Origin of the sequence: Stenotrophomonas sp. MMGLT7, assembly GCF_021168555.1 — a bacterium.
Taxonomy (GTDB): domain Bacteria; phylum Pseudomonadota; class Gammaproteobacteria; order Xanthomonadales; family Xanthomonadaceae; genus MMGLT7.
Genome location: NZ_JAJOZS010000009.1, coordinates 102,036 through 126,268 on the forward strand (window position 1 = coordinate 102,036; position 24,233 = coordinate 126,268).

Here is a 24,233-nt window from a genome sequence, read left to right on the forward strand (position 1 = left end):
CTTTCGGGCTGGATGCCATGCGCGGTTCTCCTGGAAGAGGGGCACCATGCGATCCGCGGGCAGGTCCCCTGCACGGAACGGCGGCGCCCGCACATCTTGCCGCAAAGCCCGTGCCCTGCGCGCGGCGCGGCGGCGCCGGCCGGCCTCTACTTCTTCCGCGGGCGGCTCCATCCCTCGACGGTCGTCTGGCGCGCGCGCGCCAGCGTCAGCTTCTCCGCCGGCGCCGGCCGCGTGATCACCGAACCGGCACCGATGGTCGCGTTGTCGCCGATCTCCACCGGCGCCACCAGCGAGGAGTTGGAGCCGACGAAGGCGCCGTCGCCGATCACCGTCTGCGACTTGTTCACCCCGTCGTAGTTGCAGGTGATGGTGCCGGCGCCGATGTTGACGCCGGCCCCCACCGTGGCATCGCCCAGGTAGGTCAGGTGGTTGGCCTTGCTGCCGACGCCCAGCGTGGCCTTCTTGGTCTCGACGAAATTGCCGATGTGCACGCCGTCGGCCAGCACCGTGCCCGGGCGCAGGCGCGCGAACGGGCCGATCTGCACCGCGCCCTCGGTCACCACCCCTTCCAGGTCGCAGTGCGCACGCACCTGGGTGCCGGCGGCGAGCTTGACGTCGCGCAGCCGCACGAACGGGCCGATGTGCACGCCGTCGCCGAGCTCGACCTGGCCTTCCAGCACCACGTCCACATCGATCTCCACGTCGCGCCCCACCGTGACCGTGCCCCGCTGGTCGCAGCGCGCAGGGTCGATCAGGCGCGCGCCCTGCAGGCACAGCGCCTGCGCCGCGCGGCGTTGCCAGGCGCGCTCGAGCCGCGCCAGCTGCCAGGGATCGTTGGCGCCCTCGGCCTCGGTCGGATCCGGCACCAGCACCATTTCCGCCGGGGTGAACTCGTCCGCGGCGAAGGCGAAGATGTCGGTCAGGTAGTACTCGCCCTGCGCATTCTCGTTGGACAGCTGCGACAGCCAGCGATGCAGCGCGGTGGATTCGGCAGTGATGATGCCGGTGTTGACCGCGCGGATGCGGCGCTGCGCCGCGTCGGCGTCCTTGTGCTCGACGATCGCGGCGACCCGGCCCTCGGCATCGCGCACGATGCGGCCGTAGCCGGTGGGATCGGCCGGCTCGGCCACCAGCACCGCCAGCCGCCCCGGCGCCTGCAGCAGCCGCAGCAGGGTCTGGCTGCGCATCAGCGGCACGTCGCCGTACAGCACCAGCACGGTGGCCGCGTCGGGGATCTCCGGCATCGCCTGCTGCACCGCGTGCCCGGTGCCGAGCAGTTGCTCCTGCTCGGCCCACACCAGGTCGGGCTGGTCGTCGAAGGCGGCGCGCACCTGATCGCCGCCATGGCCGTAGACCACGTGGATCGCCTCGGGCTCGAGTTCGCGCGCGGTGGCGATCACGTGCGCCAGCATCGGCTTGCCGGCGATGGGCTGCAGCACCTTCGGCCGCGTCGACTTCATGCGCTTGCCTTCGCCGGCGGCCAGGATGATCACGTGCAGGGGCAGGCTCATGGGCGGCATTCTCGAGGGAAAAACGTAATTTTATGCCGTGCCGTGGTTAGCATGGCGTCTTTCGCGACGTTCGGACTCACATGGGAATCCTCCGCCAGGGCGGGCACTTCATACTGATCGGGCTGCTGCAGCTGCTGGTGGACTGGGGCGTGTTCGTCGCCGCCACCGCGCTTGGGCTGCCGGCCGTTCCCGGCAATCTTCTGGGGCGGGTGAGCGGCGCGCTGCTGGGCTTCTGGTTGAACGGCCGCATCACCTTTGCCGAGCAGGCCGGCGGACGCCTGAACCGGCGGCACCTGGCACGCTTCCTGTGCATGTGGCTGGTGCTGACCGCGCTCAGCACCTGGCTGGTGGCCACGAGCGCGAACCTGCTGGGACTGAAATTGGCATGGCTGGCCAAGCCCGTGGTCGAAGGCGCGCTGGCGATGCTCTCGTTCGTGCTGCTGCGCCAGTTCGTGTATCGCTGACGCGGCGCAGGCGCCTGGCGCTGCCGGCGCTTCGAAGGAAGCCGCCGTGTCCGCGCCGGTGGCGCCGCAGCCGCCACGTTTTCCTTCGGCGATCCGGCGCGTCTCCATCCCGGCGTGGACCCGGCCTGCCGATCCTCAGGGAATCCACGGGGAACCAACGAAAACGCCGGGCAATGCCCGGCGTTCGCTGCTGCCACCAGCCGGCCCTGCGGCCGCGCTCAGTGCTTGACGTTCTTGCGCAGGCGTTCCAGTGCCTGCAGCTGCGCGGTGACCTCGGCCAGCTTGGCCTCGGCCTCGGCCACTTCCATGGCATCGCCGCGTCCGGCCAGCACCCGCTCGGCCTGCTCCTTGGCCTGGCGCACGGACGCCTCGTCGATGTCCTGCGCGCGGATCGCGGTGTCGGCCAGTACCGTCACCACCTGCGGCTGCACTTCCAGGATGCCGCCGGAAATGGCGAAATCCAGCTGCTCGCCGGCAGCCGTGGTCACCACCACCTTGCCCGGCTTCAGGCGGGTGATCAGCGGCGCATGCATGGGCGCGATACCCAGCTCGCCGAGCTCGCCGGTCGCCACGACCAGGGTCGCTTCACCGTGGAAGATCTGCTGCTCGGCGCTGACGATGTCGCAACGGATGGTGCTCATGGTGCCTCACTGTGTGAGGCGGGATTCGGGATTCGGGATTCGGGATCGGTGGAAGCAGTCGCGCCGCCTGTCCATCGTCCCGAATTCAACCGACCTCGATCCCCGCCTTCGAATCCCAAATTCCCAATCCCGAATCCCGGCCCTTAGGCCTTCTCGAGCATCTTCTTGCCCTTCTCGACCGCTTCCTCGATGCCGCCGACCATGTAGAACGCCTGCTCGGGCAGGTGGTCGTACTCGCCGTCGACGATGGCCTTGAAGCCACGGATGGTCTCCTTCAGCGGCACGTACTTGCCCGGCGAGCCGGTGAACACCTCGGCCACGTGGAACGGCTGGCTGAAGAAGCGCTCGATCTTGCGCGCGCGCGACACCGACTGCTTGTCCTCCTCGGACAGCTCGTCCATGCCCAGGATCGCGATGATGTCCTTGAGCTCCTTGTACTTCTGCAAGGTGGACTGCACGCGGCGCGCGGTCTCGTAGTGCTCGGTGCCGATCACCAGCGGGTCGAGCTGGCGCGAGGTGGAGTCCAGCGGGTCGACCGCCGGGTAGATGCCCAGCGAGGCGATGTTGCGGCTCAGCACGACGGTGGCGTCGAGGTGGGCGAAGGTGGTGGCCGGCGACGGGTCGGTCAGGTCGTCCGCGGGCACGTAAACGGCCTGGATCGAGGTGATCGAACCGGACTTGGTCGAGGTGATGCGCTCCTGCAGCACGCCCATTTCCTCGGCCAGGGTCGGCTGGTAGCCCACCGCCGACGGCATGCGGCCCAGCAGTGCCGAGACCTCGGTACCGGCCAGCGTGTAGCGGTAGATGTTGTCCACGAACAGCAGCACGTCCTTGCCCTTGCCCGAGGCGTCCTTCTCTTCGCGGAAGTACTCGGCCATGGTCAGGCCGGTCAGCGCCACGCGCAGGCGGTTGCCCGGCGGCTCGTTCATCTGGCCGTAGACCATCGCCACCTTGTCCAGGACGTTGGAGTCCTTCATCTCGTGGTAGAAGTCGTTGCCCTCGCGGGTACGCTCGCCCACGCCGGCGAACACCGACAGGCCGCTGTGCGCCTTGGCGATGTTGTTGATCAGCTCCATCATGTTGACGGTCTTGCCGACGCCGGCGCCGCCGAACAGGCCGACCTTGCCGCCCTTGGCGAACGGGCACATCAGGTCGATCACCTTGATGCCGGTCTCCAGCAGCTCGGTCGAGGAGGACTGGTCCTCGTAGGACGGCGCCTCGCGGTGGATCTCCCAGGTGTCGCTGGCGTCGATCGGGCCGGCCTCGTCGATCGGGCGGCCCAGCACGTCCATGATGCGGCCCAGCGTGCCCTTGCCCACCGGCACCGAGATCGCGCGGCCGGTGTTGCTCGCCACCAGGTTGCGCTTGAGGCCATCGGTGGAGCCCAGCGCGATGGTGCGCACCACGCCGTCGCCCAGCTGCTGCTGCACTTCCAGGGTGATGGCGGTGCCATCGACCTTCAGCGCGTCATAGATCTTCGGCACCTCGGTGCGCGGAAACTCGACGTCGACGACCGCGCCGATGATCTGAACGATCTTGCCCTGACTCATTTTGCTGCTCCGGTTAACTTTCGTTCTGTCCGGATGGCCTGCGCCATCTCTATGGATTTCGGGATTGGGGATTCGGGATTGGGGATGGGTGGAAGCGCGCTGCGCTGCTCTTGCCGATCCCGAATCTCCAATCCCGAATCCCGGCCTTACACCGCCGCCGCGCCGCCGACGATTTCGGAGATTTCCTGGGTGATCGCCGCCTGGCGGGCCTTGTTGTAGACCAGTTGCAGGTTGCCGATCAGCTTGTTGGCGTTGTCGCTGGCGGCCTTCATCGCCACCATGCGCGCTGCATGTTCGGAGGCCACGTTCTCCAGCACCGCCTGGTACACCAGCGACTCGATGTAGCGGGTGATCACGTGCTCGAGCACGGTCTCCGCATCGGGTTCGTAGATGTAGTCCCAGTCGTGCGCGGACACCCTCTCGGTGATCGGCAGCGGCAGCAGCTGGTCGAAGCTGGCCTTCTGCGTCATCGTGTTCACGAAGCGGTTGTAGACCAGATAGACGCGGTCGAGCTTGCCCTCGGTGAAGGCGTCGAGCATCACCTTGATCACGCCGATCAGCTGCTCGACCTGCGGCACGTCGCCGAGCTGGGCGACGCTGCCGACGATATCGACCTTGACGCGGCGGAAGAAGGTGGAGGCCTTCTGCCCGATCGTCACCATCTCGACCTCGGCGCCCTTCTCCTTCCACTGCCGCATCTCGCCCAGCAGCCTGCGGAACAGGTTGTTGTTCAGGCCGCCGGCCAGGCCGCGGTCGGAGGAGATGACGATGTAGCCCACGCGCGACACCGCCGGGCGATCGACCAGGAACGGGTGCTGGTAGTCGGTGCTGGCCTGCGCCAGGTGGCCGATCACCTGCTTCATCGCCTGCGCGTACGGGCGCGAGGTCTTCATCCGCTCCTGCGCCTTGCGGATCTTGGAGGCAGAGACCATCTCCAGCGCACGCGTCACCTTGCGGGTGTTCTGCACGCTCTTGATCTTGGTTTTGATTTCGCGTCCGCTTGCCATACTCGCTCCGCTCGTGGGATTCGGGATCGGGGATCAGGGATTCGCGGAAGCGGGTACCCGGGAGGCTGTTGCCAATCCCGAATCCCCAATCCCGAATCCAGGCTCTTTACCAGCTACCCGTGCCCTTGAACTCTTCGATGCCCTTCTTGAAGGCGGCCTCGATCTCGTCGTTCCAGGCGCCGCTGCCGTTGATCTTCTGCACCAGCTCGCCCTGGGTGTTGGCGAAGTGTGCGTGCAGGCCATCCTCGAAGGCGCCGATCTTGGCCACCGGCACGTCGTCCAGGTAACCCTCGTTGACCGCGTAGATCGACAGCGCCTGGTCGGCGATGGACATCGGCGAGTACTGCTTCTGCTTCATCAGCTCGGTGACGCGCTGGCCGCGCTCGAGCTGCTTGCGGGTGGCTTCGTCCAGGTCCGAGGCGAACTGCGCGAACGCGGCCAGCTCGCGGTACTGCGCCAGCGAGATGCGGATGCCGCCCGACAGCTTCTTGATGATCTTGGTCTGCGCCGCGCCGCCCACGCGCGACACCGAGATGCCGGCGTTCACGGCCGGGCGGATGCCGGCGTTGAACAGGTCGGTCTCCAGGAAGATCTGGCCGTCGGTGATGGAGATCACGTTGGTCGGCACGAACGCGGACACGTCGCCGGCCTGGGTCTCGATGATCGGCAGCGCCGTCAGCGAACCGGTCTTGCCGGTGACCTTGCCCTCGGTGAACTTCTCCACGTACTCCTCGGACACGCGCGCGGCGCGCTCGAGCAGGCGCGAGTGCAGGTAGAACACGTCGCCAGGATAGGCTTCGCGGCCCGGCGGGCGCTTGAGCAGCAGCGAGATCTGGCGGTACGCCACGGCCTGCTTGGACAAGTCGTCGTAGACGATCAGCGCGTCTTCGCCGCGGTCCATGAAGTACTCGCCCATGGTGGCGCCGGCATAGGCGCTGATGTACTGCAGCGCGGCCGACTCGGACGCGGTCGCGGCCACCACCACGGTGTGCGCCAGCGCGCCGTTCTCTTCCAGCTTGCGCACGATGTTGGCCACCGTCGAGGCCTTCTGGCCGATGGCGACGTACACGCACTTGATGCCGCTGTTCTTCTGGTTGATCACCGCGTCGATGGCCAGCGCGGTCTTGCCGGTCTGGCGGTCGCCGATGATCAGCTCGCGCTGGCCGCGGCCGATCGGGATCATCGCATCGACCGACTTGTAACCGGTCTGCACCGGCTGGTCGACCGACTTGCGCCAGATCACGCCCGGGGCGACGCGCTCCACCGGCGCGGTCAGCTTGGCGTCGATCGGGCCCTTGCCGTCGATCGGCTCGCCCAGCGGGTTGACCACGCGACCCAGCAGCTCGGGGCCGACCGGCACTTCCAGGATGCGACCGGTGGTCTTGGCCACGTTGCCTTCGCGCAGGTGGCCGTAGGCACCCAGCACCACGGCGCCGACCGAATCGCGCTCCAGGTTCAGCGCCAGCGCGTAGGTGGGAACACCGTGCTCGTCGGCCGGCAGTTCGATCATCTCGCCCTGCATCACGTCGGCCAGGCCGAAAATGCGCACGATGCCGTCGGACACGCTGGTCACGGTGCCTTCGTTGCGCGACTCCGCGGCCAGCTTGACCTTCTCGATGCGGTTCTTGATCAGTTCGCTGATTTCGGAGGGATTGAGCGTGGTTGCCATTTTTATTTCCCGGTGGGGCGGGCCTGGGCCCGCCGTCTTGGGCGGGTCCGTGACCCGCCGTCCTGTTCGGCGGGCCCAGGGCCCGCCCTACGAAGTTGCGTTAACTTGCCAGCACGTTCTGCAGGCGCGAGAGCTTGCCCTTGATCGAACCGTCGATCACCACGTCGCCGGCGGCGATCACCGCGCCGCCGATCAGCGACGGGTCGATGGCGGTGCGCACCTGCACCTGGCGCCCGAAGCGCTGCTTGAGCGCCGCCACCAGCGAGTCCAGCTCGCCGTCGGAGAGCTCGGCGGCCGAGGTCACCGTGGCATGCACCACCTGCTCGGCCTCGGCGCGCAGCTGCTCGTACAGGCCGGAGATCTCCGGCAGCAGCGACAGCCGGCCGGACTCGGCCAGCAGCGCCAGGAAGCGGCCGTACGACTCGTCGTACGAAGACGGCGCCAGCAGCGCCACCGCGTCGGCGTCGGCCAGCTCGGGATCGAGCAGCAGGTCCGCCACCCGCGGGTCGGCGGCGATGCGTGCGGAAAACGCCAGCGCCTCGGACCACGGCCCGAACTTGCCTTCGTCGCGCGCGACGGCGAATGCGGCACGGGCGTAGGGACGCGCGACAGTGAGGGCCAGGCTCATCGTTCAGCTCTTCCTGTTCAGATCTGCGCCGCCAGGTCGTCCAGCAGCGCCTTGTGGGCGTTGGCGTCGATCTCGCGCTTGAGCAGCTTCTCGGCACCGGCCACGGCCAGCACGGACACCTGCTTGCGCAGGTCTTCGCGGGCACGCGAGGCGGCGGACTCGATCTCGGCCAGCGCCAGGTCCTTCTGCCGGTTGGCCTCGGCGATGGCCTCGTTCTTGGCGGCCTCGACGATCTGGTTGGCGCGGGCGTGGGCCTGGTCGATGATCTCGTTGGCCTTGACGCGCGCGTCCTTCAGCGTCTCGTTGACCTTTTCCTGCGCCTGCGCCAGGTCCTTCTGGCTGCGGTCGGCAGCGGCCAGGCCCTCGGCGATCTTCTGCTGGCGTTCTTCGATCGCCTTCAGCAGCGGCGGCCAGATCTTGGTCGCGACGATCCAGATCAGACCGGCGAACGCCAGTGCCTGGGCAACGATGGTAAAACCGATTTCCATGGGATTCGCTCAGTCGATGGTGAGGGGGATGGGGATGCCGCCGGGCAGCATCCCCGAACCTTCATCGGCGGCGGCCGTCAGCCGACGGTCGCCGCTCGGCCCCGATCAGCCGAGGCGCGAGACGAATTCGCCGATCAGCGGGTTGGCGAAGGCGAACAGCAGGCCGACGGCGACGCTGATGATGAACGCGGCGTCGATCAGGCCGGCGGTGATGAACATGCGCACCTGCAGCACCGGGATCAGTTCCGGCTGGCGCGCGGCCGACTCCAGGAACTTGCCGGACATGATGGCCAGACCGAGGCCGGCGCCCAGCGCGGCCAGGCCGATCATGAGGCCGACAGCGATGGCGGTGGAGCTCTGGACTTGGGCAAGGTTGGTCAGGGCGGCGAGGTACATGTTGATCTCCGGGAACGTAGTGCTTGAGGGTTATGAAAAGGATGAAGGACTAACGCAAAAGGGTACAGAAACTCAGTGGCTGTCTTCAGACAGGCTCAGGTACACGATCGACAGCATCATGAAGATGAATGCCTGCAGCGGAATCACCAGCAGGTGGAACAGCATCCAGCCCAGGCCGAACACGCCGCCGGCCAGCGCGCCGAGCAGGCCTGCGCCGCCGAGCACCCAGATCAGCAGGAACACGATCTCGCCGCCGAACATGTTGCCGAACAGTCGCATCGCCAGCGAGATCGGCTTGCTCAGCCACTCGACGATGTTGAGGATCAGGTTGAACGGCATCAGCCACTTGCCGAACGGCGCGGTCAGGAATTCCTTGGTGAAGCCGCCGAGGCCCTTGGAGCGCAGCGCGAAGAACAGCATCAGGAAGAACACGCTGATCGACATGCCCAGCGTCGCGTTGACGTCGGCGGTCGGCACCGGCTTCCAGTAGTTGATGCCGACCCACTGCAGCGGGATGGCGATGAAGTCGGCCGGGATCATCTTGATGAGGTTCATCAACAGGATCCAGAAGAACAGCGTGATCGCGATCGGCGTGACCAGCTTGCTGGTGCCGTGGTAGGTGTCGCGGGCCTGGCGATCGACGAACTCCAGGCAGATCTCGACGAAGGCCTGCCACTTGCCCGGCACGCCGGCGGTGGCCTTGCGGGTGGCCATCCAGAAGCCGAACACCATCAACAGCCCCATCAGCACCGACGTCACGATGGTATCGACGTGGATCGCCCAGAACCCGCCTTCCTGGATGTGGAAGGTCAGGTTGTGAAGGTGATGCTGGATGTAGGAGGTAGGGGTTTCTGCCTCGCCTGCCATGTGTCCGTAGCCTTTTGAATGCTGTCAGTGCCTGGCCGAGGCCAGGACCTGGAAAATATCAACGCCTGGCCAAGGCCAGAACCTGGAAAATCAAGCCGACGGCCACACCGGCCAGCAGCGGCATCGCGGGCAGTCGCCACCACAGCAGGGCAAGCGCCAGCACCACGAACAGCAGCACCCACTTCAGCACCATGGCCAGGACCAGCCTGGCCACGGCCGAACCGGCCGCCTGCACGCCACCGCCCAACGCCACCCACGCCGCCATCCAGCCCCCCGCCACCGTAGCCACTCCCGTTGCCAGCGCGGCGAGCGCATGACGCGGCCCCACCAGCAGGAAGGCAAGCGCGAGGACGGCCACCGCAACCAGCGGATATATCGCTGCGCGCAACATCAGCCGCCGACCCGCATCTACGGAGTTCAGCACACGAATATCCTGGAATTACGGATTGGAGGAAGGAACAGCTAAGGGCCTCGTCGAGCCGCAGGATTATAGCAACCCCGACATTTGTGAAACAACCGCGCTGTTTTGCCGCACCCCTGCGTTTCGATCCGCCCGGCGTGCGGCTGGATGAACAGACAGCCGCGCTCGAGGGCGATACATCCGCCGGGAACTTTGCCCGCGAGCGCCGGTCTGTGATGTCGGGCCTGTAGCTTTTCCTCGTCGACAGCTCCTTGGCAGGCCACAGGAAGCCCCGGGCGACCGGGGCTTCCCTCTTGTCGCGCAGCCCTTCCCGCCGCAGGCGCGGGCATCGGCGGACAATGAACGGGACCTTGTTGCCGGAGCGCGGCATCACTGCGCACGCACCGTACTTTCACGAATGGTGGACATCGACCTTCCGATAGTGGCCGGCATTGGCGGCAAGCGAGCCGCCGAAGCCCCCAAAGACTTTCGGAGTTCGTCCATGAAACACCTGCTTTCCCTGGCCCTTCCCTGCGCGCTCGCCGCCGCCTGCGCCCTGCCCGCGCATGCCGAAGACAGCGACGATCGCTTCAGCCTGCGCCTGGGCGCGATGAACATCGATTCGGACAACACCATCCGCGGTAGTACCACCATCGGCGGCCAGGAACTGTCCGGCTCGCAGGACTTCGGCCTGGGCGGCAAGGAGTGGGAGCCGCGCGTGGACGGCGTGTTCCGCCTGAGCACCCGCCAGCGCCTGATCTTCGACTACTTCAAGTACGACAAGGACCGCCGCGAGACGCTGGGCGAGGATGTCGGCTATGGCGACGTCACCGTCCCGTCCGGCAGCTTCGTCAAGGGCAAGCTCAAGTACCAGGTGGCGAGCCTGGTGTACGACTACTCGGTACTGGACGACCCGAACTACAGCCTGGGCCTGCAGATCGGCGCCGAGGCCGCCAAGGTCGAGGCCAACGCCTATGCCGACCTCGGCGACCTGTACTCGGGCCGCTTCGTGGACGAGAAGGAAGACGGCGTGGCGCCGGTGGTCGGCCTGCGCTTCACCGCCAAGCCCGGCGAGCACTGGCTGATCAACCTGCAGGGCCAGTACCTCAACACCAAGTGGGGCACCTTCGACGACTACGACGGCGACCTGAGCCGCGCCAACGCCATCGTCGAGTACCGCTTCACCCCGAACTTCGGCATCTTCGCCGGCTACGACTGGTTCAAGCTGGACGTCGACCGCAAGGGCAGCGATGCCACCATCGGCCTGAAGCAGGAGTTCAAGGGCCCGGTGGCCGGCGTGACCTTCGCGTTCTGATCCGCTCCAGCGAAGGCGCAGCAAACACGAACCCCGCGATAGCCAGGCGCTATCGCGGGGTTTTCTCGTTTCCATTGGACACCGCCGCCGGTACGGCGCAGGATCGGGACGACCCCGTTTTCCGAGCCTGTGCCATGCACAAGACCGACCGCCTCATGACGCAGCCGCACGCCGCAGTCGTGGCGCATGCGGTCCCTTCCTGGCATGCCGAGCCGCCGGCGGCCGCCCCGGCGCCGCTGCAGCGCCCGCCGCTGGCGCTGGCGCTGTACCGGATGCGCCGCCGCCACATCGCCGCCCATGCGGCACTGCTGGATGTGCTCATCCCCGACACCCTGCACGCCTGAAAGCCCGTTCACGATCGGCATGGCACAGCCATGCCGATCGCGCCGTGGCGCAGGAAATGACAGGCGGCTGTAGGCCAGGCAGCTGTAGGAGCGACTTCAGTCGCGATGGGGCCGTATCGGTAAAGCCCCATCGCGACTGAAGTCGCTCCTACGGGAGATTGTGAACAGACGCAGCGCCGGGGTGGCGCCGCAGCGCGTGACCGGTCGCCTGCCAGCCCGCGCTGGGTGCAGTCCGTGGCAGGCGAATGCGAGTCGCGGCTACGGCGCTGCGGGCGGGGGTCCGGCGAGATGCGAGACGACGCAGACATAGTCGGCCAGCGGCATCTCGCCGACCTCCGCACGGCGCCGATCCACCTGCTCCGGTGCCTCCATGGGCTTGGGGACCCACTTGCCGTCCACGGCCAGCAACTGGCTGCCGTAGCGCTGCGGCTTGTTCTGGTTGACCAGCACGCGATCGGTCAGCAGGACGTATTCGTGCGAGGTGATCTCGCCGCTGCGCACGAGCGGCGAGATCTTCTCCAGCACCTGGGCCTGGAATGCCGGATCGCGATCGGCATGCTGCACCAGCAACCACGCCGCCGCCACGCCGTCGGCGCCGACCTCGGCCACGGTGGGCAGGCCGTCGTGCTCGGCGACGATCCGCTTGATCTGCGGCAGGTTCGCCGCATCGACCTCCAGCATCCTCTGTATTTCCGCCTGCGACCAGCCGCCGCTGCGCGCCTTCTGGTCGACCCGTGCCATGTCCAGCAGTTGCTGCCGCAGCGCCGGCGCGCCCGGCGGACCGGCATCGGCATGGGGCGCGGCGCGCTCGGCCGAGGGCTTGCCGTGCAGGCGCACGAATTCGGCCGCCGAAGGGCACTGGGCCAGCGCCGCGGCAAGTTTGGGTCGTCTTCCTGTGCCCACGCCGGCAGCGCCAGCAACAGCAGTGCGACACCCAGGCCCTTGCGCATCACGCCACCATCCCGACGGATCGTCATCGAAGGCACACAACATAGCCGGTCGATGCATCGCCGCCTAGCGCGTCCCGGACGCGACGACGCCCCGGCGGGCGGGGCGTCGTGTTCCAGCCACAATGGCGAGCCGTTACTTCTTCTTCGGGATGTACAGGTCGGTGATGGTGCCGTCGTAGATCTCCGCGGCCATCGCCACCGACTCGCTGAGGGTGGGATGGGCGTGGATGGTATGGCCGATGTCCTCGGCCTCGGCGCCCATCTCGATCGCAAGACCAATTTCGGCCAGCAGGTCGCCGGCATGCACGCCGACGATGGCGCCGCCGATCACCCGATGGGTGTCCTCGTCGAAGACCAGCTTGGTGAAGCCCTCGGTACGGCCGATGCCGATGGCGCGGCCGCTGGCCGCCCACGGGAACTTGGCCACGCCGACCTTCAGGCCCCTGGCCTTGGCCTCGGTCTCGCTGACGCCGACCCAGGCGATCTCCGGGTTGGTGTAGGCCACCGACGGGATCACCCGCGCCACCCATTCCTTCTTCTCTCCGGCGGCCACTTCGGCGGCGAGCTTGCCCTCGTGGGTGGCCTTGTGCGCCAGCATCGGATTGCCGACCACGTCGCCGATGGCGAAGATGTGCGGCACGTTGGTGCGCATCTGCCGGTCCACCGGGATGAAGCCGCGCTCGCCGACCTGCACGCCGGCCTTCTCCGCGCCGATCCTGCCGCCGTTGGGCGCGCGTCCCACCGCCACCAGCACGCGGTCCCAGGTGCCCGATTCCAGCGCCGGCCTGGCGCCTTCCTCGGCGGCGAGGAAATGCACGGTGATGCCCTTCTTGCCGGCCTCGACCTTGTCGGCCTTGGTCTTGAGGTGGACCTCGACGCCCTGCTTCTTCAGCCGGTCGGCCAGCGGCTTGACCAGGTCCTTGTCGGCGCCCGGGATCAACTGGTCCATGAACTCGACGACGGTGACCTGGCTGCCCAGCGCGCTGTACACGGTGGCCATCTCCAGGCCGATGATGCCGCCGCCGACCACGAGCAGCTTCTTCGGTACCTCGGCCAGTTCCAGCGCGTCGGTGGAATCCATCACCCGCTCGTCGTCCCACGGGAAGTTGGGCAGCTTCACCGCCTGCGAGCCGGCGGCGATGATCGCCTGCTCGAAGCGCAGCAGCTGGATCTTGCCGTCGTCGCCGACGATCTCCAGCTCGTGCGGCGAGACGAACGTGGCCACGCCCTGCACGGTGCGCACCTTGCGCTGCCTGGCCATGCCGGCCAGGCCCTTGGTGAGCTGGCCGACCACCTTCTCCTTGTACTCGCGCAGCTTGTCCAGGGCGATCTTCGGCTTGCCGAAATCCACGCCGAAATCGCCGGCGTGCGCGGCTTCGTCGATCACCGCGGCGGCGTGCAGCAGCGCCTTGGAAGGAATGCAGCCGACGTTGAGGCAGACGCCGCCCAGGCTGGCGTAGCGCTCGACCAGCACCGTGTCCAGGCCCAGGTCGGCGGCACGGAACGCGGCGGTGTAGCCGCCGGGACCGGCGCCTAGCACGACGATGCCGCACTCGATGTCGGCGCTGCGGCCGGTGGACGGCAGCGCCTTGGCGGCCACCGCCGGGTCCGGGGCGCGATGCGACGGCGTCACCGGCGGCTTGTGCGCGGGCGCTTCGGCGGGCTTGGCCGGTTCGGCCGCCTTGGCGGCCGGGGCCGCGGCATCGCCGGCGCCCTCGGTCTCCAGCAGCGCGATCACGTCGCCCTCGGACAGGTGGTCGCCGAGCTTGACCTTCAGTTCCTTGATCACGCCGGCGGCGGCCGAGGGCACTTCCAGCGTGGCCTTGTCCGATTCCAGCGTCACCAGGCCCTGGTCCTTGGCGACGGTGTCGCCGGCCGCGACCAGCACTTCGATCACCGGCACGCCGCTGTAGTCGCCGATGTCCGGGACCTTGACCTCGATTACCGCCATGGGGCTTCTCCTGTTGGCCCGCGCCATCGGCGGCGGGCATTGATGCTGTTCTTGGAAGCGGCGCCGGATGCTGCCCGGCGCGCGCGAAGGATCGCGCCGCCGGGTTACAGCAGCACGCGGCGCATGTCCGCCAGCACCTGCGACAGATAGGTGGTGAAGCGCGCGGCGGCGGCGCCGTCGATGACGCGGTGGTCGTAGCTCAGCGACAGCGGCAGCAGCAGCTTCGGCTGGAACTGCTTGCCGTCCCATACCGGCTGGATAGAGGACTTGGACACGCCCAGGATCGCCACTTCCGGCGCGTTGACGATCGGGGTGAAGGCGGTGCCGCCGATGCCGCCGAGCGAGCTGATCGAGAAGCAGCCGCCGCTCATCTCGGCCGGGCCGAGCTTGCCGTCGCGCGCCTTCTTGGCCAGTGCGCCGGTCTCCTCGGCGATCTCGAACACGCCCTTGCGGTCGACGTCGCGGATCACCGGCACCACCAGCCCGTTGGGCGTGTCGGCGGCGAAGCCGATGTGGAAGTACTTCTTCAGCGTCAGGTTCTCGCCGGCGGCGTCGAGCGAGGCGTTGAAATCGGGGAACTGCTTGAGCGCCGCGGCGCTGGCCTTGATCAGGAAGGCGAGCATGGTCAGCTTGACGCCGCTCTTGGCCTTCTCCTGCTCCTTGTTGAGCTGCACCCGCAGGGCTTCCAGCTCGGTGATGTCGGCCTGCTCGAACTGGGTGACGTGCGGGATCATCGCCCAGTTGCGGGCGAGGTTGGCGCCGGAGATCTTCTTGATCCGCGACAGCGGCTTGACCTCGACCTCGCCGAACTTGGCGAAGTCCACCTTCGGCCACGGCAGCAGGTTCAGGCCGCCGCCGGCCGCCGCCGACGCACCGGCACCGGCGGCGCCGCCGGACAGCGCGGCCTTGACGAACTTCTGCACGTCCTCGCGGGTGATGCGCCCGCCCTTCTCGCTGCCGCTCACCTGCGCCAGGTCCACGCCCAGCTCGCGCGCGAACACGCGCACCGCCGGGCTGGCATACGGCACCTTGGACGGCAGCACGCTGTCGGCGTCGAACTTGACCGGCGGCGTGGCCGGCGCGCCGGCGGAAGCCGGCTGCGGGCGCACCGACTCGACCTGCTCGATCTCGCGCCGGGCCAGGCCGTCCGGCTGCAGGGCGCCTTCGCTGTTGGGCTCGACCTGCGCGCCGGTCTCCGAGGCGGGCGTCTCCTTGGCCGCGGCCTCGGGGGCGGCGGCCTTCTGCGGCGGCGGCGCGGCGGCGGCATCGTCGGCCGCCTCGATCAGCGCCACCACGGCGCCCTCGGATAGGGTGTCGCCGAGCTTGACCTTGAGCTCCTTGACCACGCCGGCGTAGGCGGACGGCACTTCCAGCGTGGCCTTGTCCGACTCCAGCGTCACCAGGCCCTGGTCCTTGGCCACCGTGTCGCCGACCGCGACCAGCACCTCGATCACCGGGACGTCGCTGTAGTCACCGATATCGGGGACACGTGCTTCCTTGATTTCGGCCATGCGGGGACTCCGGCTACAGATGGGAAACGCCTATTGTGGCGGTGCGCGGCGCAAGCGCCAACCGTTGCCGGCGAAATTTTCCGTCTCTTGTCCGCTTACCGCCTGGCGCGGGCCGGGCCGGGGCCGCCGGCCGCGTCCGTTCGGGTACGGCGGCGCCTTGCATGAATGGCCGCCACAGGCTCCGTGGCGGCGGGCCGCGACCGGCCCTATGGCAACAGATGCGACTGCAGCACGCGCCAGGCGGCGAACAGGCGTTCCAGCGGGAAGGAGGCGTTGGCCGGGCTGGTCGAGGGCAGCGCGAGCAGCTCGAAGCGGACCTGCCCGGGCAGCCCCGGCAGCACCTGCCGGCGGAAGGCCTGCGCGGCGGCGGCGCCGTTGCAGGCCACCGCCGCCAGCCGCGGCAGGCCGGCGATGCGTTCGGCCAGCGGGTTGATCACCGCGCTGCCGCGCACGATCGCGCTGTCCAGGCTGCCCGGGCGCACGCATTCGTCGATGACGTCCCAGAGCCCGACACCGGCATCGAGCATGGCCTGGATGCGCGCGTCGTAGGACAGGCCGGGATCGAAGCCGCACAGCCGCGCCATGATGGGCCAGAAGCGGTTGCGCGGATGGGCGTAATAGCGCTGCGCCTGCAACGAGGCGGCCCCGGGCATCGAGCCCAGAACCAGCACCCGGCAGTCGTCGCGGATCTGCGCGGGCAGGCCTTTCAGGACAGGATTTTCCGTCACGTCGCGGGCAACTCGATGAATGATGGAAAAGATTAAAACCTCGTTATCGCAAAGGTTTGCGGAAAGTTGCTGAACGACGCCGCGTCGATGGTCGCGAGGGTGGGCGGCGATTCATGTCCACGCGCCTAGGTTGTGCACCGCCCACTCCCAAGGGCCTAAAAACATCAACTGAGGAGATACCCATGAGGTCCTTTAAGATTCTTAGCCTGGCTGTCGTTTCCGCGCTTGCCTTCGCACCTGCCGCGTTCGCGCAGGATGGCACCGTTTCCGCACAGCAGGACATCTACGGCAAGCCGATCAGCACCGAGACCGCGTCCGGCAAGCACTGGGCGGTGGTCGGCGGCGTGACGCTGCTGCAGCCCAAGGACGATGCCGCCGCCGGCATCCGCAAGATTGACGGCGGCCCGGCGCCGACGCTGAGCGCCAGCTACTACTTCACCGACAACTGGGCGGTGGAGCTGTGGGGCGCGGCCGACAAGTTCGACCACCGCGTGAACGGTCCGGCCGGCAAGATCGGCACGGTCGAGCAGCAGCCGATCGCGCTGAGCGCGCAGTACCACTTCGGCCAGGCGGACAACACCTTCCGTCCGTTCGTCGGCGTCGGCTACTACGAGTCGAACTTCAGCAACGAGAAGATCGACGGCGTCTCGGCCAGCGGCCAGCACGTGGGCCTGGAAACCGCCAAGGGCGCCATCGGCACCGTCGGCGTGGACATGAACATCAACTCCACCTGGTTCGCCCGCGCCGATGCGCGCTACATGCACGCGCGCCCGGAACTGCAGGTCGGCGGCGCCGGCACCGGCGAGGACCTGAAGCTGGATCCGTGGACCGTGGGCGTGGGCATCGGCGCACGCTTCTGATTCGAAGGATTCATCGCTGCAATCGGAAACGGGCCTTTCGGCCCGTTTTCCTTTTCTGCCTTCTTTCGCAGGAGCTTTGTAGGAGCGACTTCAGTCGCGACGAGGCTCTACCGGCGAAGCCTCATCGCGACTGAAGTCGCTCCTACGAGAGCGGCGGCGCCGGTCGGATCAGAACGCCGGCAGCACCGCGCCGTGGTACTGACTCTCGATGAAGGCCTTGACCTCGGGGCTGGTCAGCGCCTTGGCCAGCTTCTGCACGCGCGGGTCGTCCTTGTTGTCGCTGCGCGCCACCAGGAAGTTCACGTAGGGGGAATCGCTGCTCTCGATCGCCAGCGCATCCTTGGTCGGGTTGAGCCCGGCATCGAGTGCGTAGTTGGTGTTGATCAGCGCCAGGTCCACCTGACCGAGCACGCGCGGCAGCATCGCCGAGTCCAGTTCGCGGAACTTGAGCTGCTTGGGGTTGGCGACGATGTCGCGCTGGGTGGACAGCGCGTTGGACGGGTCCTTGAGCTTGATCAGCCCGGCCTTGTCGAGCAGGATCAGCGCCCGCGAGTTGTTGCTGGGATCGTTGGGAATCACCACGTCCGCGCCCTGCGGCAGTTCGTCCAGCGACTTGTAACGGCGCGAATAGGCGCCGAACGGCTCGATGTGCACGCCGACCGCGGTGACCAGGTCGGACTTGCGGTCGCGGTTGTAGGCATCCAGGTACGGCTCGGTCTGGAAGTAGTTGACGTCGATCTGCTTCTGCGCGACCTGGTCGTTGGGCTGCACGTAGTCGTTGAACACGCGCACGTCCAGCTGCACGCCCTCCTTGGCCAGGATCGGCTTGACCACTTCGAGGATCTCCGCGTGCGGCACCGCGGTGGCGGCCACGCTGAGCCGGTCGGTCGACGCGTCCTGCCTGCCGCCGCAGGCGGACAGGCCCAGCGCGGCGACGGCAAGGACGAAGGTGGAGGCAAGCTTGTTCATGGGAAATCGATCCTGTGTCTTGGAATGCAATCGGGGCCGGCGACGGCGCCTGCCCAGGTTCTTGTTCAGCGCCGGCTGTAGTGCAGCACCAGCCGGTCGCCCAGCATCTGCAGCAGCTGCACCAGCACCAGCAGCAGCACCACCGTCACCAGCGCCACGTCCGAGTGCGAGCGCAGGTAGCCCTCGCGGTAGGCGACGTCGCCCAGTCCGCCGGAGCCGATCGCGCCGCCCATCGCGGTGAAGCCGATCAGCGCGATCGTGGTCACCGTGGCGCCGGCGATCAGGCCCGGCAGCGCCTCCGGCAGCAGCACCCGCGACACCAGCTGCCAGGTGGTCGCGCCCATCGCCTGGGACGCCTCGACCACGCCGCGGTCGACCTCGCGCAATGCGGTCTCCACCAGCCGCGCGTAGAACGGCGCCGCGCCCACCACCAACGGCAGGATCGCTCCGCGCACCCCCAGCGAGGTGCCCATCACCCACAGCGTCAGCGGGATCATCGCGATCATCAGGATGATGAAGGGGACCGAGCGCAGCAGGTTGACCACCAGTGCCAGCACGCCGTGCAGCAGCGGCCGGCGGCGGAAGCGCGGCGAGCCGCTGAGGAACAGCAGCACGCCCAGCGGCAGCCCCAGCAGCAGCGTCAGCGGCAGCGAGCCGCCCAGCATCAGCAGGGTGTCGAAGGTGGCACGGCCGATGTCGGCCCAGGTGCCGGCATCGAGGTTGCGGAAGAAGCCGGGGGCGGCGGCGATCGGGTTCATGCGCGCAGTTCCTCCACGGCGACGCCGGCGGCGGCGAAGCGTGCCTGCGCCTGGGCGACGTCGCCGCCGACCAGGGCCACGGTGAGCTGGCCGTAGGGCGTGTCCTTGATGCGGTCGATGCGGCCGGACAGGATGTTGTAGTCCACCCCGGTCTCGCGGGCGATGCGCCCGAGCAGCGGCTGGTAGGTATCGGCGCCGAGGAAGGTCAGGCGCAGGATGCGCCCGGCCACCGCGTCGAAGTCGCGATGCAGGCCGTTCTCGCCGTACTCGTCCTCGGAGACGAAGCGCCGGGTGGTGGGATGGCGCGGATGCAGGAACACCTGGGTCACCGGCCCGGTCTCGACCAGGCGCCCGCCATCGAGCACGCCGACACGGTCGCAGACGCGGCGGATGACCTCCATCTCGTGGGTGATCAGCACGATGGTCAGGCCCAACTCGCGGTTGATCTGCGCCAGCAGCTGCAGCACCGAGGCGGTGGTCTGCGGGTCGAGCGCGCTGGTGGCCTCGTCGCACAGCAGGAAGCGCGGGCCGGTGGCCAGCGCGCGGGCGATGCCCACGCGCTGCTTCTGCCCGCCCGACAGCTGCGCCGGGTACTTGCCGGCGTGGTCGGACAGGCCGACGCGCTCGAGCAGTTCGGCCACGCGCGCGTCGATCCGCTCGTGCGCGGTGCCGGCCAGCTGCAGCGGGAAGGCGACGTTGCCGGCCACGGTGCGCGAGGACAGCAGGTTGAAGTGCTGGAAGATCATGCCGATGCGCCGGCGCAGCACGCGCAAGCCGTCGCGGTCGAGCGCGGTGACGTCGTCGCCGTCGATCAGCAGGCGCCCGCCGCTCGGTTCCTCCAGGCGGTTGATCAGCCGGATCAGGGTGGACTTGCCGGCCCCGGAATGGCCGACGATGCCGAACACCTCGCCGCTTTCGATGGTCAGGTCGAGCGGATGCAGCGCGACGACCTGGCGGTCGCCGACGGCATAGGACTTCTGCAGTTGCTGGAACTCGATCACCGGGTGGGGGCGCCGGAAAGCCGAAGGGGCGTGAAGCCTAACAGTGCACGGCGGGCATGGCCCGCGCCAGCCCCCGGAAGCTTATGTCGTTTCGTTCTAAGCATGCACGGAACGCCATTCGTCCCCTGCGTCCACGGTCACGGATGCTCCAGCGGGCCGGGGGCACGGACGCCCTTCACCCGCTCGCGCCGCATCAGGTACAGGCCGCTGGCGACGATGATCGCCGCGCCGAGCCAGGTGGCGCGGTCGGGCAGCGTGGTCCACAGCAGCCAGTCCCAGGCGATCACCCAGACCAGGCCGGTGTACTCCAGCGGTGCCACCATCGAGGCCTCGCCGAGCTGGAAGGCGCGGGTCAGCGCGACCTGCCCCAGCGCCCCGGCCAGGCCCATGCCGGCGATCAGCCAGCCGTCGCCGGCGCGCAGCGGCGTCCAGTCGGGAGCGGCCAGGACGCCGGCACCCAGCGCCATCACCAGCAGGAAGCACACCACCATCGACTGCGGGGTGTCGGTGCGGGTGAGCAGGCTCACCGTCACCGAGGCGATGGCATAGGCCAGCGCCGCCAGCAGCACCATGAACCCGGCCAGCGAGACGATGCCGCCCATGCCCGGGCGCAGCACCACCAGCACGCCGGCCAGGCCGATGGCGATGGCGGTCCAGCGCCGCGGCCCCACCCGCTCGCCCAGCAGCGGCACCGACAGCGCCGCCACCAGCAGCGGCGAGACGAAGTAGATCGTGTAGGCGGTGGACAGCGACAGCCGCTTCAGCGCGTAGGCGAAGCAGAAGATCATCACGATGCCGAGCACCCCGCGCAGCAGCTGCAGGCCCCAGCGCCGCGGCAGCAGCGAGCGCGGTCCGGCCGTGGCCAGCACCCACGCCAGCACGAACGGCAGCGAGGCCGAGCCGCGCAGCATCGTCACCTGCATCGGCGGATAGCGGGCGGACAGCAGCTTCATCGCCGCGTCCATCAGCGAGAAGGCGGCGACGGCGCCGAGCATCCACAGGGCGGCGCGCGCGGGTTGGCGTTGCGGGGGCATGCGCCATTATCGCCAGGCGCCGGCGGCCACGTCATGTGCGCGATCGCCCGCGCCTATAAAATGTACGCCGTATCTTCGCAAAGGAACCCCGCCATGCCCTCCTTCGACGTCGTCTCCGAAGTGGACAAGCACGAACTCACCAACGCCGTCGACCAGGCCAACCGCGAGCTGACCACGCGCTTCGACTTCAAGGGCGTGGACGCGAAGTTCGTTCTCGACGATGCCACCATCAGCCAGTCCGCGCCCAGCGACTTCCAGCTCAAGCAGATGAGCGACATCCTGCGCGCGCGGCTGATCGCCCGCGGCATCGACGTGCGCTGCCTGGAGTTCGGCGACGTCGAGACCAACCTGGCCGGCGCGCGGCAGAAGATCACCGTCAAGCAGGGCATCGAGCAGAAGATCGCCAAGCAGATCGTGGCCAAGATCAAGGAAGCCAAGATCAAGGTCGAGGCGCAGATCAACGGCGACAAGCTGCGCTTGACCGGCAAGAAGCGCGACGACCTGCAGGACGCCATCGCGCTGCTGAAGAAGGCCGAGCTGGAACTGCCGCTGCAGTTCGACAACTTCCGCGACTGAGCCGCCGCTGCGCGCGGGATCGACGCCGCCGCTGCAGGAGCGACTGCCGCACCTTCGATGGCATAGGCGGGCCCTGGCCCGCCAAACCGCACTCGCACAGCCGTCCCCGAGCCTTGATCGTTGCTGCACGGCGCCATTGCCGCTGTCGTAGGAGCGACTTCAGTCGCGATGGGGCTTTATCGAGAAAGCCCCATCGCGACTGAAGTCGCTCCTACAGCAGGTCGCCTGCCATGGTTGCCTGCGCCGGCCCCGGCTACGACAGCGCGCGCATCTTCTTGTACAGGGTGGTGCGCGAGATGCCGAGCTGGCGGGCGGCGGCGGACACGTTGCCGTCGTGGGCACGCAGGGCCTCGGCCACCGCCTGCAGCGTGTGCTCGCGCAGCGCCGGGCCGTCAACTCCCGGGCCCGGCACCGCCGCGCGCCGGAAGCCCCGGGCCGGTTGCGGCCCGCGCAGCCATTCGACCAGCAGCGCAGTGCCGTCGGGGCGCCGCAGCCGCCGCGGCGCTCCCGGCTGCAACAGGCGCCGCCGCTGCGTCGCGCTGGCCGCGCCGAACAGCGCATCCAGCGTGAGCGCCGGCAGGACGCCGGCGCGGGGCAGCCCCAGCAGCCGGCGCGCCAGCCGGTTGGCGGCCTGCAGGCTCCCGTCCGGCCGCACCGCCAGCAGTCCCTGCAGCGGCGATTGCAGCCAGCGGGCGTCGTACTGCACGCGCAGCAGGTGGCAGTCGCGCAGGCCGGCGTAGAGGCGGTTTTCGGCCGCCAGCGCGGCATGCTGGAAGTGGCCGAGCAGCAGTTCCGGATCGCGCTCGCCGATGCCGGTGATGTCCAGTGCCCCCATCAGCTCGCCGTCCAGCCCGTGCAGCGGCACCGACAGGCAGAACACCGGCTCGAACTCGCTCAGGTAGTGCTGGTTGCCGCGCACCAGCGCCGGTGCGTCCTCGGCCAGGGTGCAGCTCGGGGCGGTGGTGCCGATGTCGATCTCCTGGATGCGCCGGCCGGCCTGGATCGGCCGCAGCAGCTGCGGGTCGGCGTCCGGATGCTGGCGCAGCTGCACGATCATGCCGTTCGGGTTGACGCAGAACACGGTCCAGTCGCGGCCGCCGAAGGCGGCCCACAGCCGCTCGATCTCCTCGCCGGTGCATTGCGCCAGGCGGCGGTCGTCCGGATGCTCGCGCGGGTTGCCGCGCGGCTTCAATGCCTCGTAGTCGGGACGTTGCCAAGGCCGCACCCCGGCCTGCCGCGAGCGCTCCCACGAACGCGCCACCGGCACCGGCAGCAGGGCATCGGGAAGCCCCTCGCCTTCGGCAAAACGCGCACGCGCCGCGTTCAAGCGGTGCTGCTGCCACTGGAACGCCATGTCCATCCGATCCGCACCTCCACGAGCCAGAAGGCCGCCGGGAACCCGTGTTCCCGACGGCCCGTGGAGACTACACGGCGGCCGATCGCCCGCGGCTTAACCCGGCGCGATGCCGGCGCAACGGAACGTTTCAGCCGCCGATGCGCAGGATCGGCTTGAGGGTGATGCCCTTGGTGCTGTCCTCGGCGGCCTGGTTGATCTGCTCCAGCGGATAGAACCTGACCAGCCTGTCGAACGGGAAGCGCCCCTGCTGGTACAGCTGCACCAGCTGCGGGATGAACACCTGCGGCACGCTGTCGCCCTCGGCGATGCCGCGGATGCTGCGTCCGCCCAGCAGCAGGTTGTTGACGTCGAACTCGGCCTTGGTGCCGAGCCGCGGCGCGCCGACCACGCCGATCATGCCCAGCCCGCCCAGCGCCTCGATACCCTGCGCCAGCACTTCCGGGCGGCCGGTGGATTCGAGCGCGAAGTCGGCACCGCCGCCGGTGATCTCCCGCACCGCCTCGACCACGTCCACCTCGCGGCTGTTGATGGTGTGGGTGGCGCCCAGCTCCCTGGCCAGCTCCAGCCGCGAGGGCACCACGTCGATGGCGATGATGGTGGCGGCGCCGGTGACGCGCGCGGCCATCACCGCGCTCAGGCCGACCGCGCCGGCGCCGAAGCTGGCGAAGCTGCTGCCGGCGCCGACCTTGAGCGAGTTGATCACCGCGCCGGCCCCGGTCTGGATGCCGCAGCCGAGCGGGCCGAGCAGCTCCAGCGGCGCATCCTCGGCGACCCTGATCGCGTTGTTCTCGCGCGCCAGCGCATGGGTGGCGAACGAGGACTGGGCGAAGAAATGGTCGTGCAGCGGCTGGCCGTCCGGGGTCTGCAGCGCGGTCTGGCCCTGTGCGTCGGTGCCGCCGAAGTTGAGCGGGTAGAACTGCTTGCAATAGGCCTCGTGGCCGCTGCTGCAGGGATTGCAGTGGCCGCAGGCGCCGAAGGTCAGGACCACGTGGTCGCCGACCTTCAGGTCCTTGACGTTGGGACCGAGCGCCTCGACCACGCCGGCACCCTCGTGGCCGAGCACGGCCGGCAGCGGCACCGGGTAGTACTGGTCGCGCACGATCAGGTCGGTATGGCACAGGCCGGTGGCGACCACCCTTACCAGCACCTCGTCGCCGCGCGGTCCGCGGATGCGCGCCGGTTCGATGGTGAACGGCTGTTCCGGCGCGCGCGCCACCGCCACGGTGATCTCGCGCAGTTCGACTGCTGCATTCATGGG

General features: G+C 68.5%; 25 protein-coding genes. 5 read left to right on the plus strand and 20 right to left on the minus strand.

The annotated features are described in order from the left end of the window. Positions 1–146: 146 nt before the first annotated feature. Entirely contained in the window at positions 147–1,511 is a 1,365-nt protein-coding gene (glmU, locus tag LRX76_RS12530; protein ID WP_231805717.1) for a bifunctional UDP-N-acetylglucosamine diphosphorylase/glucosamine-1-phosphate N-acetyltransferase GlmU, read from the minus strand. 80 nt (positions 1,512–1,591) lie between these two features. Here glmU and LRX76_RS12535 point away from each other — a divergent pair, with 80 nt between their 5' ends. Beyond that, positions 1,592–1,975 carry a GtrA family protein gene (locus LRX76_RS12535; protein ID WP_231805718.1) on the plus strand — a complete coding sequence of 128 codons (384 nt, stop codon included), beginning with the start codon at positions 1,592–1,594 and terminating at the stop codon, positions 1,973–1,975. A 218-nt stretch (positions 1,976–2,193) separates the two neighbouring features. Here LRX76_RS12535 and LRX76_RS12540 read toward each other — a convergent pair whose 3' ends face one another. The 9 genes from LRX76_RS12540 to LRX76_RS12580 form a co-directional block, all read right to left on the minus strand. Beyond that, on the minus strand, positions 2,194–2,616 hold the full coding sequence (locus LRX76_RS12540; protein WP_231805719.1) for a F0F1 ATP synthase subunit epsilon: 423 nt from the start codon (positions 2,614–2,616) through the stop codon (positions 2,194–2,196). 143 nt (positions 2,617–2,759) lie between these two features. Beyond that, entirely contained in the window at positions 2,760–4,166 is a 1,407-nt protein-coding gene (atpD, locus tag LRX76_RS12545) for a F0F1 ATP synthase subunit beta (protein WP_231805720.1), read from the minus strand. Positions 4,167–4,312: 146 nt separating this feature from the next. Then, a complete protein-coding gene (gene atpG, locus LRX76_RS12550) occupies positions 4,313–5,173 on the minus strand; it encodes a F0F1 ATP synthase subunit gamma (protein WP_231805722.1) in 861 nt (286 codons plus the stop codon). 106 nt (positions 5,174–5,279) lie between these two features. Next, complete coding sequence (gene atpA, locus LRX76_RS12555) at positions 5,280–6,842, minus strand: F0F1 ATP synthase subunit alpha (RefSeq protein ID WP_231805724.1); 1,563 nt, start codon at positions 6,840–6,842, stop codon at positions 5,280–5,282. Positions 6,843–6,942: 100 nt separating this feature from the next. Continuing rightward, on the minus strand, positions 6,943–7,470 hold the full coding sequence (locus LRX76_RS12560; protein ID WP_231805726.1) for a F0F1 ATP synthase subunit delta: 528 nt from the start codon (positions 7,468–7,470) through the stop codon (positions 6,943–6,945). Between the two features lie 17 nt (positions 7,471–7,487). Then, positions 7,488–7,958 (minus strand): F0F1 ATP synthase subunit B, encoded by a 471-nt coding sequence (locus LRX76_RS12565; protein ID WP_231805728.1) that lies wholly within the window; start codon positions 7,956–7,958, stop codon positions 7,488–7,490. A gap of 105 nt (positions 7,959–8,063) precedes the next feature. Beyond that, positions 8,064–8,354: a F0F1 ATP synthase subunit C gene (gene atpE, locus LRX76_RS12570; protein WP_231805730.1), complete on the minus strand. Its 291-nt coding sequence runs from the start codon at positions 8,352–8,354 to the stop codon at positions 8,064–8,066. Between the two features lie 72 nt (positions 8,355–8,426). After that, positions 8,427–9,221 (minus strand): F0F1 ATP synthase subunit A, encoded by a 795-nt coding sequence (gene atpB / locus LRX76_RS12575; protein WP_231805732.1) that lies wholly within the window; start codon positions 9,219–9,221, stop codon positions 8,427–8,429. Positions 9,222–9,279: 58 nt separating this feature from the next. Beyond that, positions 9,280–9,645 carry a hypothetical protein gene (locus LRX76_RS12580; RefSeq protein WP_231805734.1) on the minus strand — a complete coding sequence of 122 codons (366 nt, stop codon included), beginning with the start codon at positions 9,643–9,645 and terminating at the stop codon, positions 9,280–9,282. Positions 9,646–10,123: 478 nt separating this feature from the next. Here LRX76_RS12580 and LRX76_RS12585 point away from each other — a divergent pair, with 478 nt between their 5' ends. Next, positions 10,124–10,936, plus strand: coding sequence for a hypothetical protein (locus tag LRX76_RS12585; RefSeq protein ID WP_231805736.1), 813 nt, complete (start codon positions 10,124–10,126; stop codon positions 10,934–10,936). 134 nt (positions 10,937–11,070) lie between these two features. Next, on the plus strand, positions 11,071–11,280 hold the full coding sequence (locus tag LRX76_RS12590; protein ID WP_231805738.1) for a hypothetical protein: 210 nt from the start codon (positions 11,071–11,073) through the stop codon (positions 11,278–11,280). Between the two features lie 258 nt (positions 11,281–11,538). On the opposite strand, the gene LRX76_RS12595 is transcribed toward LRX76_RS12590, so the two are convergent. The 4 genes from LRX76_RS12595 to LRX76_RS12610 form a co-directional block, all read right to left on the minus strand. Then, entirely contained in the window at positions 11,539–12,183 is a 645-nt protein-coding gene (locus LRX76_RS12595) for a DUF6624 domain-containing protein (RefSeq protein ID WP_231805740.1), read from the minus strand. Positions 12,184–12,363: 180 nt separating this feature from the next. Beyond that, positions 12,364–14,181 carry a dihydrolipoyl dehydrogenase gene (lpdA, locus tag LRX76_RS12600; RefSeq protein ID WP_231805742.1) on the minus strand — a complete coding sequence of 606 codons (1,818 nt, stop codon included), beginning with the start codon at positions 14,179–14,181 and terminating at the stop codon, positions 12,364–12,366. Between the two features lie 104 nt (positions 14,182–14,285). Next, complete coding sequence (aceF, locus tag LRX76_RS12605; RefSeq protein ID WP_231805744.1) at positions 14,286–15,692, minus strand: dihydrolipoyllysine-residue acetyltransferase; 1,407 nt, start codon at positions 15,690–15,692, stop codon at positions 14,286–14,288. A 206-nt stretch (positions 15,693–15,898) separates the two neighbouring features. Continuing rightward, entirely contained in the window at positions 15,899–16,420 is a 522-nt protein-coding gene (locus tag LRX76_RS12610; protein WP_231805746.1) for a DNA-deoxyinosine glycosylase, read from the minus strand. Between the two features lie 182 nt (positions 16,421–16,602). Between LRX76_RS12610 and LRX76_RS12615 the strand changes: the two genes are divergently transcribed. Next, complete coding sequence (locus LRX76_RS12615) at positions 16,603–17,280, plus strand: OmpW family outer membrane protein (protein WP_231805748.1); 678 nt, start codon at positions 16,603–16,605, stop codon at positions 17,278–17,280. Positions 17,281–17,448: 168 nt separating this feature from the next. Here the strand turns inward: LRX76_RS12615 and LRX76_RS12620 are convergent, their stop codons facing one another. From LRX76_RS12620 to LRX76_RS12635, 4 genes are all read right to left on the minus strand, one after another. After that, on the minus strand, positions 17,449–18,249 hold the full coding sequence (locus tag LRX76_RS12620; protein ID WP_231805750.1) for a MetQ/NlpA family ABC transporter substrate-binding protein: 801 nt from the start codon (positions 18,247–18,249) through the stop codon (positions 17,449–17,451). A 65-nt stretch (positions 18,250–18,314) separates the two neighbouring features. Beyond that, the gene (locus LRX76_RS12625; RefSeq protein WP_231805752.1) at positions 18,315–19,007 is read right to left on the minus strand and encodes a methionine ABC transporter permease; all 693 of its coding nucleotides are present in this window, start codon (positions 19,005–19,007) and stop codon (positions 18,315–18,317) included. Beyond that, positions 19,004–20,008, minus strand: a complete 1,005-nt coding sequence (locus tag LRX76_RS12630) for a methionine ABC transporter ATP-binding protein (RefSeq protein ID WP_231805754.1) — start codon at positions 20,006–20,008, stop codon at positions 19,004–19,006. The genes LRX76_RS12625 and LRX76_RS12630 overlap by 4 nt, the downstream gene beginning before the upstream one ends. 137 nt (positions 20,009–20,145) lie before the next feature. Further along, a complete protein-coding gene (locus tag LRX76_RS12635) occupies positions 20,146–21,042 on the minus strand; it encodes a DMT family transporter (protein WP_231805756.1) in 897 nt (298 codons plus the stop codon). A 93-nt stretch (positions 21,043–21,135) separates the two neighbouring features. On the opposite strand from LRX76_RS12635, the gene LRX76_RS12640 reads away from it, so the two are divergent. Next, positions 21,136–21,618 carry a YajQ family cyclic di-GMP-binding protein gene (locus LRX76_RS12640; protein WP_231805758.1) on the plus strand — a complete coding sequence of 161 codons (483 nt, stop codon included), beginning with the start codon at positions 21,136–21,138 and terminating at the stop codon, positions 21,616–21,618. Between the two features lie 253 nt (positions 21,619–21,871). On the opposite strand, the gene LRX76_RS12645 is transcribed toward LRX76_RS12640, so the two are convergent. Both LRX76_RS12645 and LRX76_RS12650 read right to left on the minus strand, forming a co-directional pair. Beyond that, the gene (locus LRX76_RS12645) at positions 21,872–22,978 is read right to left on the minus strand and encodes a helix-turn-helix domain-containing protein (RefSeq protein ID WP_231805760.1); all 1,107 of its coding nucleotides are present in this window, start codon (positions 22,976–22,978) and stop codon (positions 21,872–21,874) included. Positions 22,979–23,102: 124 nt separating this feature from the next. Continuing rightward, positions 23,103–24,230, minus strand: coding sequence for an NAD(P)-dependent alcohol dehydrogenase (locus LRX76_RS12650; protein ID WP_231805762.1), 1,128 nt, complete (start codon positions 24,228–24,230; stop codon positions 23,103–23,105). Between the last annotated feature and the right edge of the window lie 3 nt (positions 24,231–24,233).

Bases quoted from the DNA above. Each gene is read 5' to 3' on its own strand.
- glmU (WP_231805717.1), bottom strand. From the start codon at position 1,511: ATGAGCCTGCCCCTGCACGTGATCATCCTGGCCGCCGGCGAAGGCAAG.
- LRX76_RS12535 (WP_231805718.1), top strand. From the start codon at position 1,592: ATGGGAATCCTCCGCCAGGGCGGGCACTTCATACTGATCGGGCTGCTG.
- LRX76_RS12540 (WP_231805719.1), bottom strand. From the start codon at position 2,616: ATGAGCACCATCCGTTGCGACATCGTCAGCGCCGAGCAGCAGATCTTC.
- atpD (WP_231805720.1), bottom strand. From the start codon at position 4,166: ATGAGTCAGGGCAAGATCGTTCAGATCATCGGCGCGGTCGTCGACGTC.
- atpG (WP_231805722.1), bottom strand. From the start codon at position 5,173: ATGGCAAGCGGACGCGAAATCAAAACCAAGATCAAGAGCGTGCAGAAC.
- atpA (WP_231805724.1), bottom strand. From the start codon at position 6,842: ATGGCAACCACGCTCAATCCCTCCGAAATCAGCGAACTGATCAAGAAC.
- LRX76_RS12560 (WP_231805726.1), bottom strand. From the start codon at position 7,470: ATGAGCCTGGCCCTCACTGTCGCGCGTCCCTACGCCCGTGCCGCATTC.
- LRX76_RS12565 (WP_231805728.1), bottom strand. From the start codon at position 7,958: ATGGAAATCGGTTTTACCATCGTTGCCCAGGCACTGGCGTTCGCCGGT.
- atpE (WP_231805730.1), bottom strand. From the start codon at position 8,354: ATGTACCTCGCCGCCCTGACCAACCTTGCCCAAGTCCAGAGCTCCACC.
- atpB (WP_231805732.1), bottom strand. From the start codon at position 9,221: ATGGCAGGCGAGGCAGAAACCCCTACCTCCTACATCCAGCATCACCTT.
- LRX76_RS12585 (WP_231805736.1), top strand. From the start codon at position 10,124: ATGAAACACCTGCTTTCCCTGGCCCTTCCCTGCGCGCTCGCCGCCGCC.
- LRX76_RS12590 (WP_231805738.1), top strand. From the start codon at position 11,071: ATGCACAAGACCGACCGCCTCATGACGCAGCCGCACGCCGCAGTCGTG.
- lpdA (WP_231805742.1), bottom strand. From the start codon at position 14,181: ATGGCGGTAATCGAGGTCAAGGTCCCGGACATCGGCGACTACAGCGGC.
- aceF (WP_231805744.1), bottom strand. From the start codon at position 15,692: ATGGCCGAAATCAAGGAAGCACGTGTCCCCGATATCGGTGACTACAGC.
- LRX76_RS12615 (WP_231805748.1), top strand. From the start codon at position 16,603: ATGAGGTCCTTTAAGATTCTTAGCCTGGCTGTCGTTTCCGCGCTTGCC.
- LRX76_RS12620 (WP_231805750.1), bottom strand. From the start codon at position 18,249: ATGAACAAGCTTGCCTCCACCTTCGTCCTTGCCGTCGCCGCGCTGGGC.
- LRX76_RS12625 (WP_231805752.1), bottom strand. From the start codon at position 19,007: ATGAACCCGATCGCCGCCGCCCCCGGCTTCTTCCGCAACCTCGATGCC.
- LRX76_RS12635 (WP_231805756.1), bottom strand. From the start codon at position 21,042: ATGCCCCCGCAACGCCAACCCGCGCGCGCCGCCCTGTGGATGCTCGGC.
- LRX76_RS12640 (WP_231805758.1), top strand. From the start codon at position 21,136: ATGCCCTCCTTCGACGTCGTCTCCGAAGTGGACAAGCACGAACTCACC.
- LRX76_RS12645 (WP_231805760.1), bottom strand. From the start codon at position 22,978: ATGGACATGGCGTTCCAGTGGCAGCAGCACCGCTTGAACGCGGCGCGT.
- LRX76_RS12650 (WP_231805762.1), bottom strand. From the start codon at position 24,230: ATGAATGCAGCAGTCGAACTGCGCGAGATCACCGTGGCGGTGGCGCGC.